The following is a 26959-nucleotide window of genomic DNA, read 5'->3' on the forward strand; positions in this document are numbered from 1 at the left end:
GCTGGCTAGGAGCTTCTGCCCTTTCAGGGCGTTTCAACTGTACAGTTAGAATTAATCTCAGACCAGTTCCAGGAGTTCTGCAAAATCATCAATGATGAATTCGGCAGAAGCCAACTGTTCTCGGGTTCCATTTCCATAGGTTACGGCACAGACCTTGCAACCAGCATGGTGAGCCATATCCACATCGAAGTTCATATCTCCTACTACGAGGGTTTCAGCCAGAACATCCTTGAATTTTTCAGCTTCTACTGAAGTTACGGGATTCTTCATTCCCGGCATCTCTCCCAAAGCCTTGAAGACCATATCGGGTGCCGGCTTCACGTGCTTCACATCATCGCCAGCCACAATGGAAGAGAAGATATTCTCCAGCTGCATCTGCTTCACGTATCCATCCAGCGAGCAATGATTGCGGCTGCTAGCCATACCCAGAATATAGCCCCGACGGTGTAATTCTCTCAGGGTTTCTATTACGTGAGGAAAGGGCTGCACGATCATCGTCTTCTTGTTATCCAGGAAGATTTCGCGATAGGTTGCCGCACATTCCATTCCTTCCTCAGCACTCATTCCGAAGAGCGAGACGAAGGCCTCATCCAATCGAAGACCGATGGTCTTGGCACAAGCCTCATCCGATTTCACTTCCAGTTTTCTTGCACGCATCGTATCCTGCAAGGTCTTCACGATGAGACTCTGCGAATCGCCGATGGTTCCATCAAAATCAAAAATTATATACTTCATTATTCTTATATTATATTACTGAAGTTTCGCATGTGGTTTAAGTACGGGCTGAAGGCCCAAAAGCTCCTAGCCCAGGGCAGCGCCCTGGGTATAATAGCAATCAGCAAGGCGCCCTGTAAGGGCAAAAGCCTTGTAAATAGCCCGGTTCTTTAAAGCTTTTGCCCTTACAGGGCGACAGGGTTGCGTCCATAATAACCCAGGGCGATGCCCTGGGCTAAGAGCTTCTGCCCTTTCAGGGCGTGTGGAGCAAAACTTGAGTTATATTATCTTATTGTTTCTTTATACCCTAACTTTTATTTGTTCTTTATCGCTTTTATGATGTTGTTACGGGCAACATCCGGCTTCATCGCCTCATCCAGCGGCATTTCTTCCGGAGTAACCTGAATAACTCTATCAAAACCTGCATCCAGCATCGCCTGCCTGTCGCTCACGCCACCCGACACAAGCCACACAAGGGGGAACGAAGATTCCGGGGATTTGCAATCCCCGGCAAGCAGCGAGCAAACCACATGACTTTTATCCAATTCCCTACACTTCAGAACATGCTCCAGAATCCTTTGCGGCAGTTTCCCCATCAAGGTCTGTTTATCACTATGTCCCTCGCCCGTAATCACGAGACCAGCATCTTGAATGAGCACATCAAAACCAATCTCATCCAAGAGAAGTTCAGCCCCAGGACGAGCCTCAGCATTGAAATATTGCAGGAAAGCATAGCCCAGTCCTCCGGCCGCACCAGCCCCAGGAGCCTCACTCCTATCATATCCGAAATGCTTGGCGCTTACCTCGGCAAACTTCCTCGCCCTATCATCCAGCATCTGCACCATCTTAGCATCAGCTCCCTTCTGAGGCGCAAAGACATGAGCCGCCCCATTTTCACCACAGAGCGGATTGGTAACATCCGAAGCCAGCACGAAACTGCATTCCCGGCGGATTTTCTTCCAGTCGTCGCCCATAGCCTTGAGCATTCCGATGCCGCAATCGGATGTGGCACTTCCGCCCAAGCCCACGATGAAACGGCGCACGCCCCGGCGATAAGCATTCATTATAATCTCGCCCACGCCCCATGAAGTAGCCTTCATCGGGTTGCGCTGTTCAGGCTCAATCAGAGCCAGTCCTGCGGTCTGCGCAATCTCGATAATCGCCGTATCATCCACGATTCCGTATTCCGCCTCAATCCATCTCATCAGCGCATCATGGGCATGAATCCTCACTCGCTCTCCCTTCATCGCCGAGAGAAAAGCATCGAGCATTCCCTCTCCCCCATCACTCATTTCCAGGGTAATGATTTCGGGAGAAGCTGCATCTGAATCCAATTTCTTTATTTCGGGAGAAGTATCTTCCGCATTCCATTCCTTCACTCCCGAAGCAATCGCCTCATTCACCTCTCTGCTCGTAAGGCAACCCTTATAAGAGTCGCAAGCTATTATTATCTTCTTCTTTTTAGCCATTGTCATTTTTCTCTAATAAATCATTTTATACCCAATCCCCCTCACATTGATGATTCTGATATTTTCATCGGCAGATAACTTGTGGCGGAGCTTGGTGATGAAAACATGGAGACTGCGGGAATTGAAAAAGCTGTCATCACCCCAAAGTTTCAGGAGAATATCCTTGCTCTCTACCACATTGTTCTTGCTCTCCACAAGCATGCGAAGGATTTCTGATTCACGATGTGACAGTTCTGTATCCTTACCTTCCAACTGCAGAATCTGACAGGTAACATTCAGGCGATAACGACCGATGGAGAGCCATTGATCAGCAGCATTCGGATTATCAGGAGAAACATTCCCCCCTTCCTGTTCTTCAGAAGAAATATTTCCTGCAGAAACCCGATGACAAAGCGACTTGATACGGACGATGAGTTCCTGGATGGCAAACGGCTTCTTCAGATAATCATTGCCACCCAATTCAAATCCCTCTACCACATCATTCACCGCCGAACGAGCCGTGAGGAAAAGCACAGGAGTACGGGAATCCGTCTTGCGGATACGGCGCACCATCTCGAAACCATCCATTTTGGGCATCATCACATCCGCAACCAGCACATCAGGCTTCTGTTCTGCAAACATACGAAGCCCTTCTTCGCCATCATGCGCCGTGCGCATCTCGAAGCCCTGCGCCTCCAAGGTGTCGCTCAGAATCATCGCCAAGGATGTTTCGTCTTCTACCAGTAATACTTTTATCTTATTCATTGTTTCTTTTTTACTTTTTTACCCTTTTACCTTTAAGAAAATGCAGGGTGAAGCAGCTTCCTTTTCCCGGTTCGCTTTCTACGGAAACAGAACCGCCCATTTTCTCCATCAGGCTCTTGACATAGAAAAGCCCGAGACCATAGCCCTTGACCGTATATTTATTGCCATCCGTCACCCGATAAAACTTGTCGAAAATATAAGGCAAATTATCATGGGCAATACCGATTCCATTATCTGACACGGAAACCAGCACTTCATCCTCGTTTTTTTGGAAAGCCTTGATTTCTATCTTCACGCTATCTTCAGAATACTTGATGGCATTGTCTATGAGATTGCTCACGATGTTTGAGAAATGCATCCGGTCGGCATGAACCACCAGATTTTCCGGTTCTACGGACAATGAAATACTCACCTTTTTATCCGTTCTTTCTCCAGATTTCACTTTCAGCTGATGCTGGGAGATTAATGGTTCAATCACCTCCATCATTGGAACTTCCACGATATTGAGAAGCATCGATTTCCGTCGTTCCATACTCATCGACAGAATCTGTTCCACCAATCCGCTGAGCGTCTGCAACTGCTCCTGGGCGATGGTGAGATACTTGCGCGCCTTATCAGGATGCTGGAGCATTCCGTAGTTCAGCAGGGAGTCGGTGGCAGCATAGGCTACGGCTATCGGAGTCTTCAATTCGTGCGTGATATTATTGGTAAAATCACTCTTCATCTCATCAAGCGTCTTCTGCTTGAGCATCGTATGAATCAGGAACCAGAAGACGAAAGCCAGGATGAGCATGATGAAGAGCGATGTGGCAAGGATGCCTGCCATCTGGCTGAGCACAGTCATCGTAAGCGGCTCTAGGGTAAGGACATATTTCTCCTCATTCGCCTCCCCCTCATTGCAAACCACATATTGGTATTGCTTGGCATTGGCGGAAGGCACATACCCCTTCGTTGTCACTTTCGCCAAAACCTTCTTTCCTGCTAAAAGCTGAATCTGATGTGGAAGCGGATGAATATCGTCGCCCACCAACAAACTGTCAGAAAGCATCTTGGCAACCCATGCACTGTCATAGTCATTGATGTCAGGTTTGGCGATTTCATTCAATTTGCCAAACAGCGCCTGTTGAACCATAGTTGCCAGCTTGCCCGACATCATCATCATCAATTCCTGGTCCTTGTCATCTTCACTACGCTTCTCTTGCTTAGTAAAAGTTGTTTGAACAGACTGAACGATCTTTCCTCCACGAACTTTTTTCACCTTTACCTTTTGATCAATATCATCGTCTTCATCCATAGAAAAAGCAACAGCCCCCGTCAGTTGTCTATGAGGTCCTTTATCATCATTGCGCAATCGTTCGATTCGCTTCTTCATCTCCATGAAGTGAGCGTACTCCATTCCACCCTTGATTTTCGCTTCAACCTCCTTTTTCTGAGACTGATAAAGCCCCACGAGCCAATAGGTCTGATATGCGAAGATGCAGACCAGAGCCGTGATGACGAGCGTAACTATGTATTTAAGATGTAACTTCATTCTTTCCTTTATTAAAGATTTTTCCAGATGAATTAAATACTCATTTTCTGAAAATCGGATAAACCTCCGTGGTATTCTTCCATCCCCATTTACCATTTTTTTGTGGCGCAAACTCTCGTCCCATCTTGGCTCCTATCCCCCAATGTTGATTGAACATCACTTCCATGAAGCCACCATAGCTGCTCTTGGGATTGAAAGGAGACATGATGACGCTTCGAGGGTCAGAGGTTTTCGTTGGAACATATTGTCCATAGAATCCCACTGTGAGCCAGTCGTTTACCTGATAAGCCATTCGTCCGCCAAAAGAAGCTTTGGTGAGATTGCCCAATCCATATACTCCCGTGTTTATCTTTTCTATCCCGACATAAGGAGAAAAAACAAAACGCCCGAAATTTTGTTGATAAACAACCCCTGCTGTCTGCCTATTCATCAGTCCTGGGACTTCAATACCCGAAGAATATACCGCCATCGCACCCAAATTCGGGGAAGGAAGAGAAATATGAGGTATTGCATTCGGCGCAATCTCCAAAGGTTTTCCTTCTTCCGACATCCAAGGTGCATTCGATTCAGAGTAATAAGATTTGCCTTGAAGTACAGGAAATCCACCGAGCGAAGGACGAGAATATTCCAACGACATACCTTCCTTAAACGACATACCTTCCTTAGGTAAAGATGCCTTCGGAATGGAATCCAAAGAAACACTCTTCACTTCCTGTGCTTGCATTACCAATGTACAAAAGCAAGCCACAACTGCCAATATGAATATTCTTCGTTTCTCTTTCATGCTTGCAAAAGTAATAAAAAAGAAGATAAGTAAGATACTTTTCAGGGAATTATTTCTGATTTGATAAGACTAAATAACACTTCTGATAAGACTTGATAATCAAAATTCCTTGCTGACACGATTTTTTTACAGTACTTTTGCAACCGAAATCGGGAGTTTTTTTCCCGAAAGAACGATAAAAAGATAAAACGATAAGAAGAATATGAAAAGATTGGTTATATTAAGCGCTTGCCTGGCCATCAGTCTTGCCGGCTGGGCACAAGGAAACAGAAATGATTCCCTGAGAATGGACAGCATTATCCATTCCCTCCCCGATGTGATGGTAAAAGGAAACCGACCTATCGTAAAGGTAAAAGGGGCGACATTGACCTATGACCTGCCTCAACTCATCAAAAACCATCCGGTGGATAATGCCTATGAAGCCATCAAGCAACTGCCTGGTGTGAACGAACAAGATGATGCCTTGACTCTCAATGCCCAATCCGTAACCGTGATGATAGACGGCAAGGCTACCACCATGACGAGCGAGCAGCTTTATTCGCTTCTGAAAACGATTCCTACCAGCCGCATCGCCAACGCCGAAGTCATCTATTCAGCCCCAGCCCGCTATCAGGTAAAGGGACAAGTCATCAACCTCCTGCTGAAGCACAACACAGGCTTTCACTCCCTGCAAGGCGAGTTCTTCGGCGGCTACACCCACCAGAACCGCAACAGTTACACAGAGCGCGCCTCCTTACTCTTCACCAACAAGAAATGGGAAATAGACATGCTCTATTCCTTCGGTCATGGCAAGAGATATTATTACTATGAAAATGAGTTTGCCCACACCTTGACTGATGGCACTTCCTATGCCTTCTCTACACATAGCGACAATATCAAACGCCATCTCAACCACAACATCCGACTGGGAATCAACTATCATCTGGCAAAGGATCATCAGCTCAGCTTTGCCTACACCTCACAACTCAATAACACGAGAGGAACTTCAGAGGATGATGGCGATTTCACATCCCTTCTCAGAATCCATGCCAAGAGTCAGTTTCACAATTTCCGCCTAGATTACTCCACACCATTCGGCTTCTCGGCAGGAGCAGAATACACCTATTATAATTCTCCGGATGAACAATGGCTGAAAAGCAGTCTCTACGATGAGATTTACGACATCACAAGCCAGCAACGAATCGACAAATGGCGCACTTACCTCAAGCAGGAGCACGACTTAGGAAAAGACTGGGGCTTGAACTACGGCATCAATTACACCACATCAAGAGACAAGAGCTCGCAGGAGAACAACAACAAGTCTTCTGATGGCAACACCATTCAAACCGAAGATCAAATGAGCTTCTACATCGGAGCCAGCAAATCATTCGGACAAAAACTCACGATGGAAGCATCGCTCATGGAAGAATATTACCACACCCCAATCTGGGATGAGTGGAACCTCTTCCCTACACTCTCCATCACCTATCTTCCAAAAGCTGGACACATCATCCAATTCGACTTGGATTGCGACAGAGACTACCCTACCTATTGGTCGGTGAAGAACTTCACCACCTATAATGCGGGAGGATATGGAAAGATTGTAGGAAACCCGACGTTGAAGCCATCACGAGACCTCAGCCTCTCGCTTACCTATATTCTGCACAGCAGATACGTGGCAAGTCTCTTCTTCAACAACTCGAAAGATGAATTCCGTCAGCTTCCTTACCAGAGCGACAAGAAGAAGGAGATGGAATACAAGCATGTCAACTTCGACCATGTAAACCAGGTAGGCTTGATGCTCACAGCCCCAATCAACATAGGCAACTGGTGGCAAAATCGCCTTACCTTCACTGGCGTATATCAGAATGACAAGAATTCCCACTTCTATGATCTCCCATTCGACCGCAGCAGATGGTTCTGTCAAGCCCAGTGGAACGGTACTTTTCTCTTTGGCAAGCATATGCTTCTCAACCTCGATGCTTCCGTCCATACCGACGCCATCCAGGGAATCATCGACATCCCAGCCTCAGGCTATCTCAACGCTGCCCTCACCTGGAAGCCACTCAAGGATGACAAGCTCCAGCTGAAAGCCTACTGCAACGACATCTTCGAGACAGGCGACAACCATCTGCACGACACCTACCGAGGTCAGCACGTCATCAACAAAATGTACTTTGGCAGAATCATCGGCCTCTCCCTCACCTATCGTTTCGGAGGCTACAAGGCCAAGCAACATGTAGAAGTAGATACTTCCAGATTCGGGAAATAAAACGAGAGCATCCAGCTTAAGAAAAGCCTCCCATTTTGGCAGCAAAGTTTAAATTAATTATACTTTGCTGCCAATATTGTCATCAATTCGACGCTGGCACGCAAGTTGCTCAACATAAGAGTGAAAGCTGAAGCCAAAAGATGAAGGAGTTCGAAAGAACAACGGAGTTTCGAGGCGGAGGCAAAAAAAGATTATTAACAAGCAGAAATCCCGACGGAGCCGCAAGGAACCGAGAGGACGAGTAAAATAAAATTGGAGGTTTTAATTATGTTGTTAGCACGTAGAAATAATAATTCAGATTGGTTGAGTAACTTCTTTGATGATGCATTCTTCAACACCGACATGATGCCACGTATGAATGCTACCGCTCCTGCCATTAACGTAAAGGAGACCGAGAAAGCTTACCAGATGGAGATTGCAGCCCCTGGACTGAAGAAGGAATGGGTTCGCATCAACATCGATAACGATGGCAACCTGAATGTGGCTATCGAGAACAAGATGGAACATAAGGATGAAGATAAGCACGAGCACTATCTGCGCCGCGAGTTCTCTTACAGCAACTATCAGCAGAGCTACACACTCCCTGAGGACGCTGACCGTGAGAAGATTTCAGCAAAGGTAGCTGATGGTGTTCTTGAGGTTGAGATTCCAAAGCTTGCTCCTAAGGAGGAGGCTAAGGCTACCAAGAATATTGAAGTCAAATAATCATCTCCCATAAATGATCGAGGCAGATTCCAAGGCAATTTGGAACCTGCCTTTTTTTGTTCCCCTACCTGAATCATCACATTTTTCATCTACCTTATTATAGTGATTTTCATCTATCCATCAGGATATTTCTTCCATAAATCTTGCGGGGGTCATAAATAATATGTAATTTTGCAGGCTGAAGAGCAGATATCAAAGCTTCTGCTTATAAATTTCAGAACATTTATATAAGAAACAGATGAAGAAAACAATTCCAGTAATAGGCATGGCTTGCAGCGTATGCTCTGCCAATGTCGAAAAGAAGCTGCAGTCGCTAGAAGGCATCAACTCCGCCTCGGTTTCCCTGGCGAGCCGAACTGCTCTGGTAGATTATGACCCCGACATCATCTCTCTGGAAGATATGAAACGGGAAATCAGCAACGCCGGCTACGACCTCGTTATCGAAAGCGACAGAAGCGTGGAGGAAATCAACCGCCGTGAGTTCACTCTTCTGCGCCGCCGAACCCTCGCTTCCTGGCTCTTCGCCATCCTGACTATGTGTTTCTCCATGGGCTGGATTTCTCTGGGCATGGAACAGAATATGATTTCAGATGGCGTTGCCTCGACTCATCATTCGAGTTCCTTCGCCAATCAGATTTGTCTGCTCCTGGCACTCGCCAACCTGCTCTACTGCGGCAAACAGTTTTATGTTTCCGCCTGGAAGCAGCTCTTTCAGCATACGGCAAACATGGATTCGCTCGTAGCACTCAGCACCCTCATCGCCTTCCTCTTCAGCACCTTCAACACCTTCTTCGGAGAAATGGTATGGGGAGCGAGAGGCATAGAATGGCACACTTATTTCGATGCTTCCGTGATGATCATCACCTTCGTGCTGACCGGCAGATGCCTGGAAGAAAAGGCAAAGGACAGTACGGCGAGCAGCATCCGACAACTGATGGGAATGCAGCCGAAAACCGCCCGACTGGTGACTTACGAGAAGATAGAAGGCACCAACGACTACAAGATGGAGGAAGTTCCGATTTCCACCATTCAGATAGGCGACATGATAGAAGTAAGAGCCGGCGAAAAGATTCCGGTGGATGGCGTGGTTACCCAGGCAGAGAGTTTCATGACTCCCGATGCTGCCTATGTAGATGAAGCGATGATCAGCGGCGAACCGACTCCGGCGATGAAAAAGGCAGGCGACAACGTGCTGGCCGGCACCATTCCGAGTCAGGGAAAGCTCCGCATGAGAGCCAAGCAGATTGGCGAGAACACCGCCCTGGCACACATCATCCGCATGGTTCAGGAGGCGCAGGGCAGTAAGGCACCCGTGCAGCGCATCGTGGATAAGGCGGCTCTGATTTTCGTTCCAGCCGTGGCAGCCATCGCCCTCATCACCTTTTTAACATGGTGGCTGATAGGCGGCAACGCAGCACTTCCGCAGGCCATTCTTTCAGCCGTTGCCGTATTGGTCATCGCCTGTCCATGTGCCATGGGCTTAGCCACTCCTACCGCCCTGATGGTGGGCATCGGCAAAGCGGCGCAGAAGCAGATTCTCATCAAGGATGCGTCGGCGCTGGAGAATCTCCACAAGATCAACGCTCTCGTCATCGACAAGACCGGCACCCTCACCATTCCTAACCAGAACATCGATTTCACCAAGCAGGAGGATTTGGATCTGGAGACGAGAGAGACCCTCAAGCCTCATGCCCAGGAAGCGATGAAGCAGTTGCAGGAAAAGGGAATAGAGGTTTATATGATGAGTGGCGACAAGGAGGAAGCGGCTCACTACTGGGCTGAGAAAGCCGGCATCAAGCATTACCAGAGCAAGGTGCTGCCTGGCGACAAGCAGGCATTGGTAAAGAAACTTCAGGACGAAGGCAAGCAGGTAGCGATGGTGGGCGACGGAATCAACGACACCCAGGCCCTGGCCCTTGCCAACGTGAGCATGGCGATAGGAAAGGGAACGGATGTGGCGATGGATGTGGCGCAGATTACGCTGATGAGCGACGACCTCCTGGCACTTCCGGAAGCCGTAAAACTGAGTCAGAAGACGGTTCACATGATTTGGCAGAATCTCTTCTGGGCGTTCATCTACAACATCATCTGCATCCCATTGGCAGCCGGCGCCCTTCATATCTTCGGCATTGATTTCCAGATAACTCCGATGTGGGCAAGTGCCCTGATGGCCTTCTCCAGCGTAAGCGTAGTGCTTAATTCGCTGAGGTTGAGATTAGCGTAAAATGACAGAAAATCCTAGAATTTCTTGGCAGATTCAATAAAAAAGTGTATCTTCGCAGCAGAATTGCAATATTGCGTCCACGACCTTATAAAACGTAAGAAGATGGCAAGATTTATAGACCCACGTGTCGATTGGGCTTTCAAGCGAATCTTTGGAAGCGAGGACACGAAAGAATGTTTGATAACATTCCTCAACGGACTGTTTGAAGACGAGTTGGTTATCAAGGACGTGACGTTTGCCAAGACCGAAAAACTTGGCTTGCGCCCCGATGATCGTGGTGTGGTGTTCGACAGGATGCGTATTGTTTACCTCCAACTGCCATTGTTCGACAAGCATACGGAGGCAGAGTGTATGGATATATTTGATTGTTGGATTTATATAATGAAGAATATGAACATGTTTGAGCAGATGCCATTCAGCGAGAAGTATCCAGTCTTCCGCAAATTGGCAGAGATAGGCGACCTCCGTAAGCTTTCCCGCGAGGAACTTGAGCTTTATGACGAGGACATTAAGAATATGCGTGATATATATGCCACCAGAAAGTTTGATGAGAAGAGAGGTATGGAAAAAGGTATGGCGAAAGGTATGGCGAAAGAAAAGATAGCCACAGCTTACCGCCTTTTGTCAATGGGACTTTCTGAAGCACAAGTATCAACGGCCACAGAGCTTCCACTGGAGGAAATTCAGAAAATAAGAAAATAAGAACTGGCTTTTAAAAATTGATTTATGAGACTTCTTGGCATTCAAACCAAGAAGTCTCTTTTATAAATATAGACAACACACTTTTCCTATAAATCAATAGTTAAAAAATACACTTTTCCTATAAAAACAAGGGCTAAAAAATACACTTTTCCTATGAAAACAAGGGCAGAAAACCACACTTTTCCGAAAAAAGCTGGATTTTTGCCTTATAAGACATGGATTTTACCCCATAAAACATACTTTTTAGCAAAGGCGATTTTCATAGCAAATCGTAAAGGACTTTTAAGGTATTGAAAAACCTTAATGACCCTTAATGACCTTGACCTTAATGACCTTATCCCCTAAATAGCCAGATTCCGTTGTCTACAGAAAATCACATTACCCAAGCAAAAATGACAAGAAAGGCCGGATTGTTTTTTACAGAGAAAAGAGGAGAAAAATGCCCTTAGAAGCAAGAAAAAGTGGCTCCGATGGCACTTTTCACCTCCTCAGAAGGCAAAAATAAGAGGGGTAAAAGGCAGAAAGAAAGGGGTAAAACAAGGAATTTCTTGATATATTTTGTCAAGATTCTCGTAAAAAGAGCAAGAAAACTGGGATAGATCGAAGGAGATTCTGTGCGTTTTAATAGCATTAAACGAGGGAAACGAAACAGTTCAATCAACAACTACCAAACTGATTATCAACACAATACAAACAACGCCACATCCTTTCTGTATAACTTTCAGAAGCTCTATCGGGTCATTTCGGGTCAAGGTCATTTCGGGTCATTTTGAAAATGCGAATGTCATTTTGAGTCATAGTATAATATAAATATTTATTTATATTATACTATATATGACTTTTGCGCCCCGAAAATGAAAATGACCCGAAATGACCTTGACCCGAAATGACCCTGTTTCCTTCTTCCGCTTTTCAATCATCAAAAGCAATCCAAGGCGACTCTTGCAATCAGATGTAAAAAACGCAAATACTCATATCACTACATATCAACCACTTACAGCATATTTTCAACATTCTACGGGAAAAAGCTTGCTTTCTGCTTCGGATTTTTGTATCTTTGCACCGGCAATCGAAAGAACAGTCTTCTTGTGCCAAAAGTCGGTCATCTATGAAGACCGAGGCTGGTCTTAATAGATGGCAGGCGCCGGTCATCAATGAAGACCACAAAATGGGCAGGAAACAGCTTTCTGGGGAATTGTGATTCAAGGAACTCTTAAACGCAGACTGAGCATGAGCAACTTCAAGAACTTTCAAAACTTCAAGAAAGACTCCAGCATTACAAACAAGTGGGGAGAGTTATTCCTCCCCCTCTACCTTGCAGCTGTCGAACCCCATCTCCTTGGCTTTATCAGGACCAAAGGTAAAGTAGATGGCTTCGCCCTCATCACAAACCTCGCCTTTGGAGTTCTCCAGAGTCAGGTGGATGGTGACGATGTTGCGGCGCTGACTGGCGATGTGACCACGCACCGTAATCTGCGAATCGGTGGTCATCACAGGCTTCTTGTACTTCACGTTAAGCTGCATCGTCACACCCGTGGTCTGCAGTTTGCGGTTGATAACCCAGCCTGCCACTTCATCCATCAGCATACTGATGATTCCGCCATGCAGGGTATTGATCCAGCCCTGATAATTTTCGCCGGGATTCCAGATGGTAAGCACATCCTCACCCTCTTCCCAAAACTCAAGATGCAATCCTACAGGATTGTTGGGGGCACAGCAAACGCAGTTGTAACCCTCCTTGTTCAAATATGGATTTAATATCTTCTTCATTTTTCTAATTGATTAAACTGATTTCTAACTGCTTAAACTTTTTAAAACAAGGCAAAGGTACGAATAATATCTGATAAGGCAAAGTTTTTTAAAGATATTACGGTTAATTTTCCATAATAAAAAGTGAAGAAGCGTGGGAATCTTTAAAATTGATGTACTTTTGCAAGCTACAAAAAGACGATTATAAGTATGATTAAGATCTTAGTGATAGAAGACGAAAAGCGAGTGGCTGATTTATTGAAAATCGGTCTGGAAGAGAACGGCTATCAGGTTCTGGTGGCTTACGATGGTGAGATGGGATGGAGACTGTTTCAATCGAATGATTTCCAACTGATTATCTCAGACATTATCCTGCCGAAGCTCAATGGTTTCGAACTCTGCCAGAAAATCAGAAAGGCGGATGAAGAAATCCCTATTCTGATGCTCACGGCTCTGGGAACCGCCGATGATAAGCTGGAAGGCTTTGATGTGGGAGCCGACGACTACATGGTGAAGCCATTCGATTTCAGAGAACTGCTGGCGAGAGTGAGAGTATTGCAGAAAAGAAGAGCCGTGGCTAAGGTTGATGTGGTAAAGGAGATTTCATACGCCGACCTGTGCATCAATCTTGAAAGACAGGAAGTAACACGAAACGGCGAACCTGTCAAGCTTTCGCCTAAGGAATACAACCTGCTGGTTTATCTGGTGGAGAATGCAGAAAAGGTAGTGAGCCGAGTGGAAATAGCAGAAAAGGTTTGGAACACCCATTTTGATACGGGCACCAATTTCATCGATGTCTATATCAACTATCTGAGAAAGAAAATGGATAAGAACTTCGAGGTAAAACTGATTCATACCAAGCCGGGAGTTGGTTTTATCTTGACGGACAAGATGTAACGAACCAAACAGATAAACCGAATAAGAATTTGAATAAAACCAGAAAGAAAAGAGATATGAAGATCAGAACAGCCCTTACCCTTAAATACACCTGCATTACGGCAACCATATTTCTGCTTTGCATGGTGCTCATTTACCTGGTCAGCGAACATACCCGAGACCAGACTTTCTTCAGAAACCTGAAAAGCGAAGGCATTACCAAGGCCAATCTCTTCCTGGCCGGACAGGTAGATGCCAAGACCATGCAGTCGGTTTATCTGAACAATAGGAAGTTTATCAACGAGGTAGAGGTTGCCGTCTATACCACCGATTTCCACATGCTCTACCACGACGCCATCCACAACGACATCGTGAAGGAAACCGAAGGGATGATCAAGGAAATCATTCAGAAAAAAGAGATTGAATTCCACATCGGAAAATACCAGGGCATCGGAATGGTTTTCCAATACAAGGGAAAGGATTATATTGTTACAGCTGCCGCTTATGACGGCTACGGCTACGACAACCTGGTGGGACTGCAGGAAACCCTCATCTGCCTCTTCATCATCGGATTGTCGCTGCTCTTTATCGCCGGCTATGTTCTGGCAAAACTCTCCCTCAAACCGATAAGAAACATCGTGAATGAGGCTGAAACTATTACAGCCTCCCACATCGACCGCCGCATCCCCGTGAAGAACGAAAAAGATGAGTTGGGCGAACTGACCATCGCCTTCAATGAACTGCTCAAGCGACTGGAGATATCATTCAATTCACAGAAGCAGTTTGTGAGCAACGTGTCTCACGAACTGCGTACTCCCCTGGCTGCCCTAACAGCCGAAATCGATGTTTCGCTGCAGAAAGAGCGAACCAACGAGCAGTACCAGCTCGCCATGCAGAACATGCAGCAGGACGCCAAGCGAATGACCCGACTGATAGACGGGTTGCTGAACCTGGCAAAGGCGGATTACGGCAAGGAAGAAATCAGCATGCGAGAGGTTCGCCTGGATGAACTTTTATTAGATGCAAGAGAACTCATCCTGCGGGCGCATCCGGAATACAGCATCGACCTACTCTTCTGCAACGAGGAAGAAGACGATGACAGTCTGATTACCGTCCTCGGCAATCCTTATCTGCTGAACATCGCCTTCTCGAATCTGATAGAGAACAACTGCAAGTATTCGGAGAACCATTCGTCTATCGTTCAGATTTCATTCAGAGACAAATGGAGCATCGTCCGCATGGCAGATAACGGTTTTGGAATGTCGGCAAAGGATAAGGAGAATCTCTTCACCTTATTCTATAGAGGAGGCGGAGATGAGAAGAAGAAAGTAGAAGGCTACGGCATCGGAATGACACTGGCCCATAAGATTATCCATCTGCATGATGGCAACATCGCCGTGCATTCGGAGCAGGGCAAGGGAACCCTCTTCATTGTGGAGATTCCACATATCTAGCATAATCCTCACAATATACATCTCCCTATTAATAAACGACTTACTGATTCTCTAATAGTTTTCTAATACCGTTCTAATTCTTTTCTAACGGCTTCTTCCACATAGTTTGCTTACCTTTGCAACCGCAAAACAATAATTCACATCAAGTAAAAGTAAAGCAATTATGTGGAAGAAGAAAAAGAACACCAGAAAAATGGCTTTCAATACCGAGACGGTATTGATGGCTGCCAAGGCACCACTCAACACGGTGCTTACTTACTTCCAGACTACCTCATTGGGACTCACCGATGAAGAAGTAGAGAAGAGACTGTCACTCTATGGCAAGAACGAGATTGTACACGAGCAGAAGAAAAAGCCGCTCGTAATGCTTGTCAAGGCTTTTATCAATCCTTTCGTAGGAGTGCTCACCGTACTGGTAGCCATCTCTTACGTGATGGATGTGTGGATGGCAGATCCTGGCGACCAGGACTGGACTTCCATCATTGTAGTCTCGACCATGATTATTCTGAGCACCATCCTCCGCTTTGTGCAGGAATGGAAAGCCAACCGCTCCAGCGAAGCTCTACAGAAGATGGTGACCAACACCTGCTACGTAATGCGTCTCGGCACAAGCACCCGTGGCGGTTCGCCAGGCGATGAAATCAGCAACGAGGAACTGGTACCTGGCGACCTCATTATGCTCTCTGCCGGCGACATGATTCCTGCCGATGTCCGCATCATCGAATCCAAGGATTTGTTCGTCAGCCAATCCAGTTTGACAGGCGAATCAGATTCCATCGAAAAATTCCCGAATCTTTCGGAAGCCCGCAACCATACGGGCAGCATCGTTGACCTCGACAACATCTGCTTCATGGGATCCAACGTGGTGAGCGGATCGGCAAAAGGCATTGTCTTCGCCACCGGCAGCCACACCTATCTGGGAACCATTGCCAAGAACGTGGCGGGCCATCGTGCCGCTACGGCTTTCGACAAGGGAATCACCAAGGTGAGTCTGCTGCTCATCCGCTTCATGCTCATAATGGTTCCTATAGTATTCCTGGTCAACGGAATTACGAAGGGCGACTGGTTGGAGGCTTTCATCTTCGCCATCTCCGTGGCCGTGGGACTTACCCCAGAGATGTTGCCGATGATTGTAACCGCCAACCTTTCGAAAGGAGCGATGGTAATGTCGCGCAAGAAGACCATCGTAAAGGATTTGAACGCCATTCAAAATTTCGGTGCCATGAACATTCTCTGTACCGACAAGACGGGCACCCTGACGCAGGACCACATCGTATTGGAGCGCCACGTGAACGTGGATGGAACCGAGGATAAGGAAAACCGCATTCTGCGCCACGCTTATTTCAACAGTTATTTCCAGACGGGACTTAAGAACCTGATGGATCGCGCCATCCTCTCGCACGTCAAGGAACTGGGACTGGAATCGCTGAGCAGCTCATATAAAAAGGTGGATGAGATTCCGTTCGATTTCACCAGAAGACGCATGTCGGTGGTGGTAGAAGACAGAAATGGCAAGCGACAGATTATCACCAAGGGAGCCGTAGAAGAAATGCTGACGGTTTGCAGCTTTGCGGAATTCGGCGGAAAGGTTCAGCCTTTATCAGACAGCATGCGAAGCAAGGCACAGAGATTCGTGAAGGAGATGAATGCACAAGGTATGAGAGTGCTGGCCCTGGCGCAGAAGAGTTTCCTGAGCAAGGAAAACAACTTTGCCATCGAAGATGAAAAGGAGATGGTTCTCATTGGCTATCTTGCCTTTCTCGATCCTCCTAAGGAATCAGCTTCCCAGGCCATCAAGCAGTTGCACGAGCACGGCGTGGAAGTAAAAGTACTTTCGGGAGACAACGAGGCGGTGGTAAAGGCGATTTCCCGACAGGTAGGAATCAATACTTCTGATTCCGTTACGGGGCCGGAACTCGAAAACATGAGTCAGGAGGCGAAACAGAAAGCGGTGGTAAAATGCAGCATCTTCTCGAAGCTTACACCGATGCAGAAGTCGGAAATCATCCAGCTCCTGCAGAAGAAGAACAACACCGTGGGCTTCCTGGGCGACGGAATCAATGACGCAGCAGCCTTGCGAGAATCAGATATCGGAATCTCGGTAGATTCAGCTGTAGATATTGCCAAGGAGAGTGCCGACATCATCCTGCTGGAGAAAGACCTGATGGTTTTGGAGAACGGCGTACTGGAAGGCAGAAAGACCTTCGGAAACATCGTGAAATACGTGAAGATGACGGCTAGTTCCAACTTCGGAAACATGTTCAGCGTACTGGCAGCGAGTTTCTTCCTGCCTTTCCTGCCGATGCTTCCGATTCATCTGCTCATTCAGAATCTGCTTTATGATATTTCGCAGACCACCATTCCTTTCGACCGCATGGACAGGGAATACCTCGCCAAACCATGCGTGTGGGACTCGGGCGACCTGAGCAGATTCATGATCTGGATTGGACCAATCAGTTCGATATTCGATATTGTCACCTACATGGTGCTGTGGTGGGTATTCAAGTGCCAGGGGCCGGATATGGAATCCCTTTTCCAGTCGGGGTGGTTTGTAGAGGGTTTGCTCTCGCAGACACTCATCGTTCACATGATCCGCACCCGCAAGGTTCCGTTCATCCAGAGTTCTGCCTCATGGCCTGTGATGCTGATGACCTTCTCCATCATGGCAATCGGCCTCTGTATTCCGTTCACCTCATTCGGCAGTTCGATAGGCCTAACTCCTCTTCCATGGACCTACTTTCCATGGCTCATAGGCATTCTGCTGTCTTACTGCGTATTGACGCAATGGCTCAAAACCCTTTATATCAGGGCTTTCAAACGCTGGTTGTAATGTAGGAAAATTTTTATTGTCTGTTCCGTCTGATTACCTAGAAATAGGGACTAGACGGAACCCGGATTATTTAGAAGAAACAAAAAATACCTAGAAATGGGGATAAAGATGAGTACTTCATTATTTAGAATAAATAAAAATACCAATTATTAAGTATTGCTGGATTTAGAAATATCCTATACCTTTGCAGCATGAATTAGCGAGATGCTCGCGAGAGGCGAGCAAATGAACAAGAAATGATACAAAACATGAAGATTATACAAAAACATGAAGAAATGAAGAGAATTATTTTTATTATTTTAGGCAGCATCAATATTTGCCTTGCTTATGCACAGAGCTTTAACGGACAGTATATTTCTGAATGGCAATGGGACATGAACAAGAATACCAATCTGATCAATCAGCTGAGATTGGAACTGAGTGTTCCAATAGGAAAAGGAAAGGATTCGTTCGAGGCGGCTACGCTGCATGTAGCAAAGACCAACGATGGCATTATTGACGACTGGCAGGGATTTTCGAACATAGATGCAGACAACAACTTCGCCATGCTTGCCGTGCTGGGCTACATGCACGAGTGGAATTCGGGCCATCTGTTTGTGGGTGTGAGAAACGTGAACGAGGATTTCTTTACCTCTGATGTTACGGCACTTTTCCAAAACAGTTCTGAGGGAATCTTTCCTACGGTTGCTTCCAGCTATCCGATAGCCAACTATCCGTATTCAGGCTTGACCCTTTACTTTGATATAACCAAGGGAGGATGGACTTTCAGAAACAGTCTGTATAATGGTGCGGGATATAATGGCTGGAAAGCCCACGACAATCCTTTCCTGGTTCGCCCGAAGAAGGATGGAATCTTCAACATGTCGCAGTTGGAGTATGAACATAAAGGTGGAAAATATTTTGCGGGTGCTGCCGTCCATACCCGTCAATATCCAATCAACGAGGATGGCGAAATGGTTTCTGCCGATGATTCCAAGGGCAAAACAACCTGTGGCTGGTGGATTTACGGAGAGCAGAGCGTTTGGAAGGCTGGCGACAGGAACATTTCGTGCATGGTGCAATATTCCGAGAACACCAGTCATCAGAATGCCTGCTACCGATACGCAGAACTGGGCGGTGCCTATCAGGACGAGAAGAACGAGTGTGGTCTGTCGGGCCAGTACGCCCGCTTCCAGCAGGGTTCGGAATATTCGCTGGAAGTAACGTGGAAAAGACAGCTGACGGAATCCATCTCCCTTCAGCCATCGTTCCAGTACATCAAAAACGACAATGGAGATTTCACGGCACTCAGTGCCCGACTCTATGTCAGTTTTTAAAGGAAAGAGATAATTATCAAAAAGTGTACATCGTTTGACTTCAAAAAAACAAACGATGTACACCTTTTTTATATAGTAAAATAACAGCTACCCACTATTCAGAATGAAACTATAACATCTGAGATAATTCCCATGCTCTCACATGCGAAATGCCTTTGCGAGAAGGCAACTGAAGATCGTCAAGCGATACTACTACTTTTTCATAGTTATCCGCGATACATTCCAGCGGAGCATATTCACGCTCTATTGTCTGCTCATCTACAAGCATATAAGTGGCTTGCACATAGATGATACGATCGTTCTTGATGGCAACGAAATCAACCTCTTTATCCTTAATACTCCCCACATATACATCATATCCATGACGCAACAACTCTAGATAAACAAGATTCTCCAACAGATACCCAGCTCCATATCCGAATCCGGCATAGAGATAATTTTTAAACGACAAATCGTTCATATAGTATTTACAACTGCCAGAAAGAATCTCCTTCCCCTTGATATTATAGCGCAAAGCACGATGTGTTAGATAAACTTCTTCTATATATCCCAAATATAGAGATACTGTATCATACGAAGTCTTGCGTCCCTTGCTTTTTATGAAGCTGGTAATATTGGTAACAGAAAGAAGATTGGAAGAATTATTAACCAGATAGGCAAACAAATCTTCGAGCAATCTTACATCGCGAATCGTATATCTGCGTATGATATCTTTCAGTAATACCGTATCCTTCAATCCCGAAATATAGTTACGCTTTACATCGGAAGACTGGAAATGCACGAGTTCAGGATAACCACCATCCGACATGTACTGCAAATAACTCACTCTACCGGCAGGAAGCTGATGAATACTCGCATATTCCTCGTAAGACAACGGGAATATGTGAAATTCCACATATCTACCAGATAGAAGAGTTGATAATTCTCCAGAGAACATCTTAGAATTAGAACCTGTGATAAATATCTCGTAATCTTCAGTATAATCTTGAGACAGCGAGTTGACTACACGTTCCCAACCATCAATATCCTGCACTTCATCTATAAAGATATAAATTCGTCCTTCAGGTTTCAATTCCTCCCGGTACAAACGAATAAAATTATCCAAATCTTTATAGTTCTCTATAAAATCAAACGCTGTCAGTTCTCGGTTGATAAAGACAATATTATTGCTGCTGACCCCCTGTTGCACAAGATGCATGGCTGTTTGACGCAATATATAACTTTTTCCCACACGTCGCTGTCCCGTAAGTACCTTCACCACCTTGCTGCCAAGATACGAAACGACACTTTCGGTATAAAGCGGACGGGGAAAACCGCAATCGATGGTGTTGCCAAACCAAAGATTATACTTCTTTACTGATTCTATATTTTCGTTCATACTTGATTTTTTGTGCAAAGATAGCATTTTTTTCGTGCATAGACGAAAATATCTCTATTTTTAACAAGATTTTCGTCTATGGACGAAAATTTCGTCACTTTTGATAAGATTTTCGTCTATGGACGAAAAAAAAACAAAGATACAAAGATAGCTTCACTGTTATTTCTTAGCAAGATAAGACAAGAAATCGGCTATCGGCTGGCTGTTGAACGCATCCATCCACTTGGGCAACTGGTTCATATAACAAGAACTGGTGATGAACTTGCCGCTCTCATCATCAAACCAGTAGGCACCGTTTGGATTATGGTATGAAGGAAATCTATGCAAAAACGAAAAAGAGGGTGTGCCATAAGTTCATGACACACCCTCTTTTCTTTCTTTTTTTCTTTTTTATTCAAATTCGGTGCTAAAACCGGAATCCGGAATGGTTGGAGAATCGATAGTGAATGATACGGCAGAGTGGGTAGAGAGGAACGGACCTTTATAGATGGTCATCTTTCCCTTCACCATGTGGACATTTTTGAACGACAGGTCTTTTGCCACTTTATCTTCAGTATCAGTAGACTGAGTAGCCAGCGTGATATCCGTTACATCATCCGCACCCAGGAAGAAATAGATGGTGAAAAGGAATCTTTTTGCCTTGAACCGATCGCCCGATATATCGTATGTCTTGGTAAGAGTAGTCTTCTCGAGGCAATAGCCCGTAGATGGATTGAAGACATTACCGCAGTTGCCGGTAATCATACATTTGAACGACTTGATGTAGTCTGGACGAACTTCTGATCGGCTGTCCAATTGCAATACGGTTACTCCACGTTTCAGGATGCAGTCGTAGTTCTGTCTTTCTTCTCTATCTTTTACGGCAATATCCTGATAGGTATAAAACATATCTGTGGCCTCATTCTTAGGAAAGACGACTTCAGTCTTTGATTTGATGCTGACCTTGTTGTCTTTTGAAGGGTTATCAGTAGCAGCGGCAATAGCCACCATCTTGTAATTACCTCTAGGCACATACAGTTTCACCTGTCCGAAATTCTTGTCGGTAGAGAATTGGGTTACCAAATACATCGTATCTTTACCTTCCGGAAACAGGGCTACCTCCAACTCAGTAATCTGCTTGCACTCACTCAGGTTCTTCTTCCCATCAGTGTCTGCACGGGTAATCCAAGGAGATGCTGCCTGAGCTACGTCAGCAGTACCTGCTCTGGATTCAATTTCAGAGACTGATTTCTCGAAGAAGTTGAAGCTAACTTCCAGTTTGTCACTTCGTGATGAAGAATCCATCACGCCATCCTCTTTACTACAACTTACTACTAGTAAGGCTGCAATAATAAGCCATAGGCTTTTAGTGAAATATTTCTTCATTAGGTTTAGAATTTAGAAGAAATACGCCAGAATATCTGGTATTGTCTGCTATTACCCATCTAGTTGATACAGCTAGCTGTTTTTCTGTAGTAGTATTGATGCGAAATTACTAAAATTTTGAATACGCTGTACTCCTCGCCCCCTATTTTTTAACTATCTTAACGAAGTTTTCACCTGATTAAATAAATAGGGGGCTTTTATGGGCACTTATAGACTACTCCTGCTCCACCTTCACTCCCGTAATCCGGCTCTTGAAATCGCCAGCCTTCTGGAGTGGGAACACCAGCGTGCGCTGATAGTGCATCTTGGCAGAAGGATTATAAACGATAGGCTGAGTGGCTGTAGCATCACTCTTCTGGAATGTAGCCAGGTCTTTCTGCTGCATCGCATAAAGGGTGAGCGGACCCAACTCCTCGCGCAACTTGCCATCCACATAAAGACAGGTCTTCCTGTTATCGCCCGTAATCGCCAGAGTTACCTTCTTGCCCTTCTCTACCCTGTAGTTGAACTTGTTGAGATAACCCTCGTGGGCAAAACCAAGCAAGCCGCTTTCAGGGTCGGCAAGATAGAAGGTGGCGTTATCTGATGAGAACAACACCGTGCCCTTCGGCTCATCGGCTCCCTCGATGGTGAACTCCACCCGATAGCCATAGCCCACTTCCTTCTCACCCGTGGTCTGACCAGGGTTCAATGTCTCTATTCTTAGCTGCTTGCCCTTCTGCCAGCGTGCTGCCTCGTTTACCGCAGGAGCCTCACTGAGCGCAAGACGAAGACGATTGAAATCTTCAAAGGAGAAAGATGTTGCAGCACCCGTCCAACATTTTGCCGACAGCGTCTGCAGGGCAGGGAACAGTCGGTCGTGAATATCCTTCACCGTAATGCCGTTGCCCGCATGGTCGTTCCATACGGCAAACATACCGCCGAGAATGGCATGGTCGTTCTCCTCGAACTTCTCGTTGCCTATCTGCGCTGGAGTCCAAGAATCGTAAAGATACTGGCAATTCAGGTAATCGTAATAATAGCCCGCTGCCGGAACGATGTAAACCAATCCGTCAGGAATGCTCACCAGTTTGTAGCCCTGGCGCTTCATCTCCTTCGGGTCAGCATAACCATTGTACCAGCAATGCATCATCACGTTCTCTGACTTCACCTTGGTGTCGCCCTTGGCATGAGTAAGCGCGCCCCAAACGGCAGCCTGCTTGCCAAACGACTCTACATATTTAATATAATGGTCGGTGAAATAGCGGAATTTCTCCACCACCTCCTTCTTGGCATTGGAATACTCATCGGTTCCGATGTGAACTATCTTGCCTCGGAACACGGGGTTCTTGTCCTCCAGATACTCCTTGAAGAGCCCATCCACAAACTTGTAGGTCTCGGGATTGAAGAGGTCGAGATGATCCATGCCATATTCCCTGGAACCGATTTCTGGCTTGTAATGGGTGAAGGCAAGCGAATGGGCAGGTACATCTATCTCGGGGATGATGTTGACGCCATACTGCTCTGCCAGTTTCTGGAGTTCGATGAACTCTGCCTTGGAGTAGCTGCCATCCTTCGCCGTGAGTCCAGGATAGGTGTCGCATTCCAGGCGGAAAGCCGCCTGGGTCTTTGCCCAATCATTACCGAAAAACTGTCGGAATCCGTTATCATTCAGATGAATCTGCAGGGTATTCATCTTGTAATAAGACATCATCTTGACGAGCGAACGCAGATAAGACATCGGGATAAACTTTCTTCCGCAATCCATCATGAAGCCTCGCAGCCCGTAGGCAGGCTTATCCTGAGTAGAGCCTTTAGGCAGCACGAAACCAGCCGATCGCTGCTGCTCAGAAAGCTGCAGCACGGTGCGGGTACCCCATACCAGTCCTTCTACCGAAGAAGCCGTGATGGTAGTTACGTCGCCGATGGTGAGGCGATAGCCTTCCTTGCCGAGCAGTCGGGCTGATTTCCTATCAGACTGGAGCTCCAGCACGATGTCGCCGGCAGAGGGTTTTCCCGTCTTAGGCGTGAGCGGTTTTCCCACCAGGTCATGATAATCGGCAGCAAAGAGTTTCGCCACATCCTGGGCGTTTTTTCCGCCCTTCACCACGTATTTGCCCGATGGGGTAAACATTCCCTCAGCCCCGCTCCATTGCCTGAGTTCAGGGATTACAAAAGGTTTTTCGTTGACTGTTGCCCAGCCACACGAAAGCACCAAAGTGCAGCAAGCCGTCAGCAAGAGACGCTTGAAATCATTTAGGTTTTTCTTCATATTTTACTGTTTTAATCGTAAAGATAAAAAATGCGCTCCATCATGTGCCACTTCTCATCGCTCGTAGCACCCTTGCCGCACTTCTGGAACTTGCCTACCACTTCCTCCCATTCTGCCTGTCTAGGGAGGGTGGCGAGTTCTGCCATTTTCTTGTCCCAATCGAAATCTACGGGAGCATCCACAACCATCACCAGGCGGTTGCCGAAGATGTAAATCTCCATCTCCAGGATACCTACCTGTCGGATTCCGTCACGGATTTCCTTCCATTGCACACCTTCTGAATGCAGGCGGCGATATTCACGGATAGCCTCCTCATCAGATTCCAACTCCAGCCACTGCACGTAGCGCTTGGTGGCTACAGGATACTTCTTCTGTTCATAACCTTTCATCATAATCATTAGGGTTTTAAAGATTAAACATTATATTATCTGCAAAAATAATGCAAGCGAGCGCAATGTAAGCTTGCTTACAAATTGCCGAGCGCAGCTTATTTTCTGCAAAAATATGAAAAAAAATTGAGGTAAACAAGCCAAGTTACCGATATTTTGTTTATTTTTGCATTATCATTGCAGAAATGCAAGTTATGATTTACAAAACAATTCCATAAGATTAAAAGAAACTAAAGATTTACGATATGAAGAAACTACTTTTATCCATCGCCTTTCTGCTCCCTGCTATGGGAATGATGGCGCAGACTCAGGTAAAGACAGCCGAAGGTATTCTCGAAGGAAAAGACCTCTCAGGCATCACAGTTTTCAAGGGTGTTCCATTTGCAGCCCCTCCTGTGGGCAATCTCCGCTGGAAGGCTCCTCAGCCAGCCCAGAAATGGCAGGGCGTGCGCGAGGCAAAGGAGTTCGGACCGAACCCGATGCAGGAACCTATCTTCGGAGACATGAACTTCGGCACGAAGACAAACAGCGAGGATTGCCTATACCTTAATATATGGACTCCTGCAAAGACCATGAAGGAGCATCTGCCGGTTTTGATTTATTTCAACGGCGGAGGACTGATGGCTGGCAGCGGAAGCGAACCTAGATATGCGGGCGATGCAATGGCGCGCAAGGGCATCATCTCCATCACAGCCAACTATCGTGAGGGCATCTTCGGATTCTTCGCTCATCCACAGCTCTCCAAGGAAACATCCTACAAGGGTTCCGGCAACTATGGATTCATGGACCAGGTGGCAGCCATCCAATGGGTGAAGGATAACATCGAGGCTTTCGGCGGAGACCCTAACCGCATCACCATCGTAGGCGAATCGGCTGGTTCCATGTCAGTAAGCGCCCTGATGGCTTCCCCTCTCTGCCAGGGACTCTTTGCTCAGGCTATGGGTTCCAGCGGTTCGGTGATGGGATTCAAGAAGATTGCCACCCAGAAGGAAGCCGAGGAGAAAGGTGTGCAGCTTGCCCAGAAAATAGCAGAGAAGATAGGCAAGAAAACGGGCAAGAAGGTGAAAAAGAACATAGGAATGAAGAATCTCAACGAGCTTCGTGCCCTTCCTGCCGAGGAACTGATGAAGCTGGCGGGAGTAAGAGCGGTTCCTGTCTATAATATCGACGGATATTTTATGAAAGAACAGCCTGTAGATGTCTTTGCCAAGGGCGAGCAGACCAAGGTGCCTCTGCTCATTGGTGGCAACAACCAGGAGATGACTCCATGGGCGGTATTGATGGGCAAACAGCCTACCGTTGAGAATCTGAAGGCTGGCGCCAAGGCCACCTTCGGGTCAGAGAACATCGATGAACTCTTCCGCCTTTACGGAATCAACAGCGACAAGGATGTGTTGGAGCAGCCGGGTGTGAATCTGGCTTCGGATATCTTCCTGGATTATTCTACCTGGAAGTGGGGCAACATGCATAAGTTGACCGGCGGACAGCCAGTTTACCGCTACCGCTATTGTCATCCTCGCCCAGCAATGGCCATCAAGGGAAAGGTGGCAGCTTTGGCTGGCGGCGTGGTAGATGCGAAGGAAGATGCAGCTCCTGCTCCACAGGATAAGGGTGCCGTTCACTCTGCCGACATAGAATATGCAATGGGCACCTTGCCTACCAACCGCGTGTTCAACTGGCAACCGGAGGATTACATGATCAGCGACATCTTCAGCCAGTATTATGTAAACTTCGTAAAGACCGGGAATCCAAATGGTCTGGGTCTGCCGGAGTGGCCATCTACCAACGGCAAGGCAGTAGCTCCTGTGCTTCAGATAGATGTAAAGACAGAAGTGAAGGCTGATGCCCAGATGGAGAAGCGCTATGATTTCATCGACAAAATGTTCTGGGAGAAGAAATAAGTCTCATTATAGATTCAATCAGAAATAGAGATGTTTCAGAAATTCATCATCAATAGAGACGGAGTGCTGAAGTTCGGCCACGTCTATCTTCACCGTGACATGCTGGCCCCGGGTGAGCAATGCACCTACGGCGGAGGTTTATGGAAAATTGATGAAGGCAGGGGCACCATCGTTCTCTATGGAAGAAGTTTCGACTTCGGTCCTCCCGATTTCGACTTTGTGAAACAGATAGACTGGACGGGCTTGGGGGGAACCCCTCGCCCGCTGCTCTATCTGCCGCATTGGCCCAACGAGGAAGAGATTGTGCCCATCATCATCAATTGAGA

The 26959-nt window shown here is 46.5% G+C and carries 21 protein-coding genes; 10 read left to right on the top strand and 11 right to left on the bottom strand.

The window, feature by feature from the left end; genetic code table 11:
- Positions 1 to 57: 57 nt before the first annotated feature.
- The 5 genes from CFT61_RS09895 to CFT61_RS09915 all read right to left on the bottom strand — a co-directional run bounded on the left by CFT61_RS09895 (position 58) and on the right by CFT61_RS09915 (position 5242).
- Positions 58 to 735: an HAD family hydrolase gene (locus tag CFT61_RS09895; protein ID WP_089544278.1), complete on the bottom strand. Its 678-nt coding sequence runs from the start codon at positions 733 to 735 to the stop codon at positions 58 to 60.
- 293 nt (positions 736 to 1028) lie between these two features.
- Entirely contained in the window at positions 1029 to 2183 is a 1155-nt protein-coding gene (locus CFT61_RS09900) for a glycerate kinase family protein (RefSeq protein WP_089544279.1), read from the bottom strand.
- 12 nt (positions 2184 to 2195) lie between these two features.
- Positions 2196 to 2927, bottom strand: coding sequence for a response regulator transcription factor (locus CFT61_RS09905; RefSeq protein WP_089544280.1), 732 nt, complete (start codon positions 2925 to 2927; stop codon positions 2196 to 2198).
- 10 nt (positions 2928 to 2937) lie between these two features.
- Positions 2938 to 4458 carry a sensor histidine kinase gene (locus tag CFT61_RS09910; protein WP_089544281.1) on the bottom strand — a complete coding sequence of 507 codons (1521 nt, stop codon included), beginning with the start codon at positions 4456 to 4458 and terminating at the stop codon, positions 2938 to 2940.
- A 40-nt stretch (positions 4459 to 4498) separates the two neighbouring features.
- A complete protein-coding gene (locus CFT61_RS09915; RefSeq protein ID WP_089544282.1) occupies positions 4499 to 5242 on the bottom strand; it encodes a hypothetical protein in 744 nt (247 codons plus the stop codon).
- A gap of 202 nt (positions 5243 to 5444) precedes the next feature.
- Here CFT61_RS09915 and CFT61_RS09920 point away from each other — a divergent pair, with 202 nt between their 5' ends.
- The 4 genes from CFT61_RS09920 to CFT61_RS09935 all read left to right on the top strand — a co-directional run bounded on the left by CFT61_RS09920 (position 5445) and on the right by CFT61_RS09935 (position 11124).
- Entirely contained in the window at positions 5445 to 7493 is a 2049-nt protein-coding gene (locus CFT61_RS09920; RefSeq protein WP_089544283.1) for an outer membrane beta-barrel protein, read from the top strand.
- A 267-nt stretch (positions 7494 to 7760) separates the two neighbouring features.
- The gene (locus CFT61_RS09925) at positions 7761 to 8198 is read left to right on the top strand and encodes an Hsp20/alpha crystallin family protein (protein WP_089544284.1); all 438 of its coding nucleotides are present in this window, start codon (positions 7761 to 7763) and stop codon (positions 8196 to 8198) included.
- 238 nt (positions 8199 to 8436) lie between these two features.
- Positions 8437 to 10422 carry a heavy metal translocating P-type ATPase gene (locus tag CFT61_RS09930; RefSeq protein WP_089544285.1) on the top strand — a complete coding sequence of 662 codons (1986 nt, stop codon included), beginning with the start codon at positions 8437 to 8439 and terminating at the stop codon, positions 10420 to 10422.
- A 102-nt stretch (positions 10423 to 10524) separates the two neighbouring features.
- Positions 10525 to 11124, top strand: a complete 600-nt coding sequence (locus tag CFT61_RS09935; RefSeq protein WP_089544355.1) for a PD-(D/E)XK nuclease family transposase — start codon at positions 10525 to 10527, stop codon at positions 11122 to 11124.
- 1296 nt (positions 11125 to 12420) lie between these two features.
- Here CFT61_RS09935 and CFT61_RS09940 read toward each other — a convergent pair.
- Positions 12421 to 12894, bottom strand: a complete 474-nt coding sequence (locus CFT61_RS09940) for a PaaI family thioesterase (protein WP_022121659.1) — start codon at positions 12892 to 12894, stop codon at positions 12421 to 12423.
- A 189-nt stretch (positions 12895 to 13083) separates the two neighbouring features.
- Here CFT61_RS09940 and CFT61_RS09945 point away from each other — a divergent pair, with 189 nt between their 5' ends.
- The 4 genes from CFT61_RS09945 to CFT61_RS09960 all read left to right on the top strand — a co-directional run bounded on the left by CFT61_RS09945 (position 13084) and on the right by CFT61_RS09960 (position 19349).
- Positions 13084 to 13770 (top strand): response regulator transcription factor, encoded by a 687-nt coding sequence (locus CFT61_RS09945; protein ID WP_089544286.1) that lies wholly within the window; start codon positions 13084 to 13086, stop codon positions 13768 to 13770.
- A 56-nt stretch (positions 13771 to 13826) separates the two neighbouring features.
- Positions 13827 to 15203 carry a sensor histidine kinase gene (locus tag CFT61_RS09950; RefSeq protein WP_089544287.1) on the top strand — a complete coding sequence of 459 codons (1377 nt, stop codon included), beginning with the start codon at positions 13827 to 13829 and terminating at the stop codon, positions 15201 to 15203.
- Between the two features lie 160 nt (positions 15204 to 15363).
- Positions 15364 to 18033, top strand: coding sequence for a magnesium-translocating P-type ATPase (gene mgtA / locus CFT61_RS09955; protein ID WP_176425575.1), 2670 nt, complete (start codon positions 15364 to 15366; stop codon positions 18031 to 18033).
- A gap of 275 nt (positions 18034 to 18308) precedes the next feature.
- The gene (locus tag CFT61_RS09960) at positions 18309 to 19349 is read left to right on the top strand and encodes a carbohydrate porin (protein WP_089544356.1); all 1041 of its coding nucleotides are present in this window, start codon (positions 18309 to 18311) and stop codon (positions 19347 to 19349) included.
- Between the two features lie 109 nt (positions 19350 to 19458).
- Here CFT61_RS09960 and CFT61_RS09965 read toward each other — a convergent pair whose 3' ends face one another.
- From CFT61_RS09965 to CFT61_RS09985, 5 genes are all read right to left on the bottom strand, one after another.
- A complete protein-coding gene (locus CFT61_RS09965; protein ID WP_089544289.1) occupies positions 19459 to 20727 on the bottom strand; it encodes an ATP-binding protein in 1269 nt (422 codons plus the stop codon).
- 159 nt (positions 20728 to 20886) lie between these two features.
- Complete coding sequence (locus CFT61_RS16975; protein WP_176425572.1) at positions 20887 to 21054, bottom strand: hypothetical protein; 168 nt, start codon at positions 21052 to 21054, stop codon at positions 20887 to 20889.
- Positions 21055 to 21117: 63 nt separating this feature from the next.
- Complete coding sequence (locus CFT61_RS09975) at positions 21118 to 22092, bottom strand: FimB/Mfa2 family fimbrial subunit (protein ID WP_142990606.1); 975 nt, start codon at positions 22090 to 22092, stop codon at positions 21118 to 21120.
- A gap of 214 nt (positions 22093 to 22306) precedes the next feature.
- On the bottom strand, positions 22307 to 24343 hold the full coding sequence (locus tag CFT61_RS09980; RefSeq protein ID WP_089544292.1) for a family 20 glycosylhydrolase: 2037 nt from the start codon (positions 24341 to 24343) through the stop codon (positions 22307 to 22309).
- 11 nt (positions 24344 to 24354) lie between these two features.
- A complete protein-coding gene (locus CFT61_RS09985) occupies positions 24355 to 24732 on the bottom strand; it encodes an L-rhamnose mutarotase (protein ID WP_089544357.1) in 378 nt (125 codons plus the stop codon).
- Between the two features lie 245 nt (positions 24733 to 24977).
- On the opposite strand from CFT61_RS09985, the gene CFT61_RS09990 reads away from it, so the two are divergent.
- Complete coding sequence (locus CFT61_RS09990; protein WP_176425573.1) at positions 24978 to 26633, top strand: carboxylesterase/lipase family protein; 1656 nt, start codon at positions 24978 to 24980, stop codon at positions 26631 to 26633.
- A gap of 30 nt (positions 26634 to 26663) precedes the next feature.
- Positions 26664 to 26957, top strand: a complete 294-nt coding sequence (locus CFT61_RS09995) for a hypothetical protein (protein WP_089544294.1) — start codon at positions 26664 to 26666, stop codon at positions 26955 to 26957.
- Positions 26958 to 26959 lie beyond the last annotated feature (2 nt).

It is taken from the genome of Segatella copri (genome assembly GCF_002224675.1).
Taxonomy (GTDB): domain Bacteria; phylum Bacteroidota; class Bacteroidia; order Bacteroidales; family Bacteroidaceae; genus Prevotella; species Prevotella copri_U.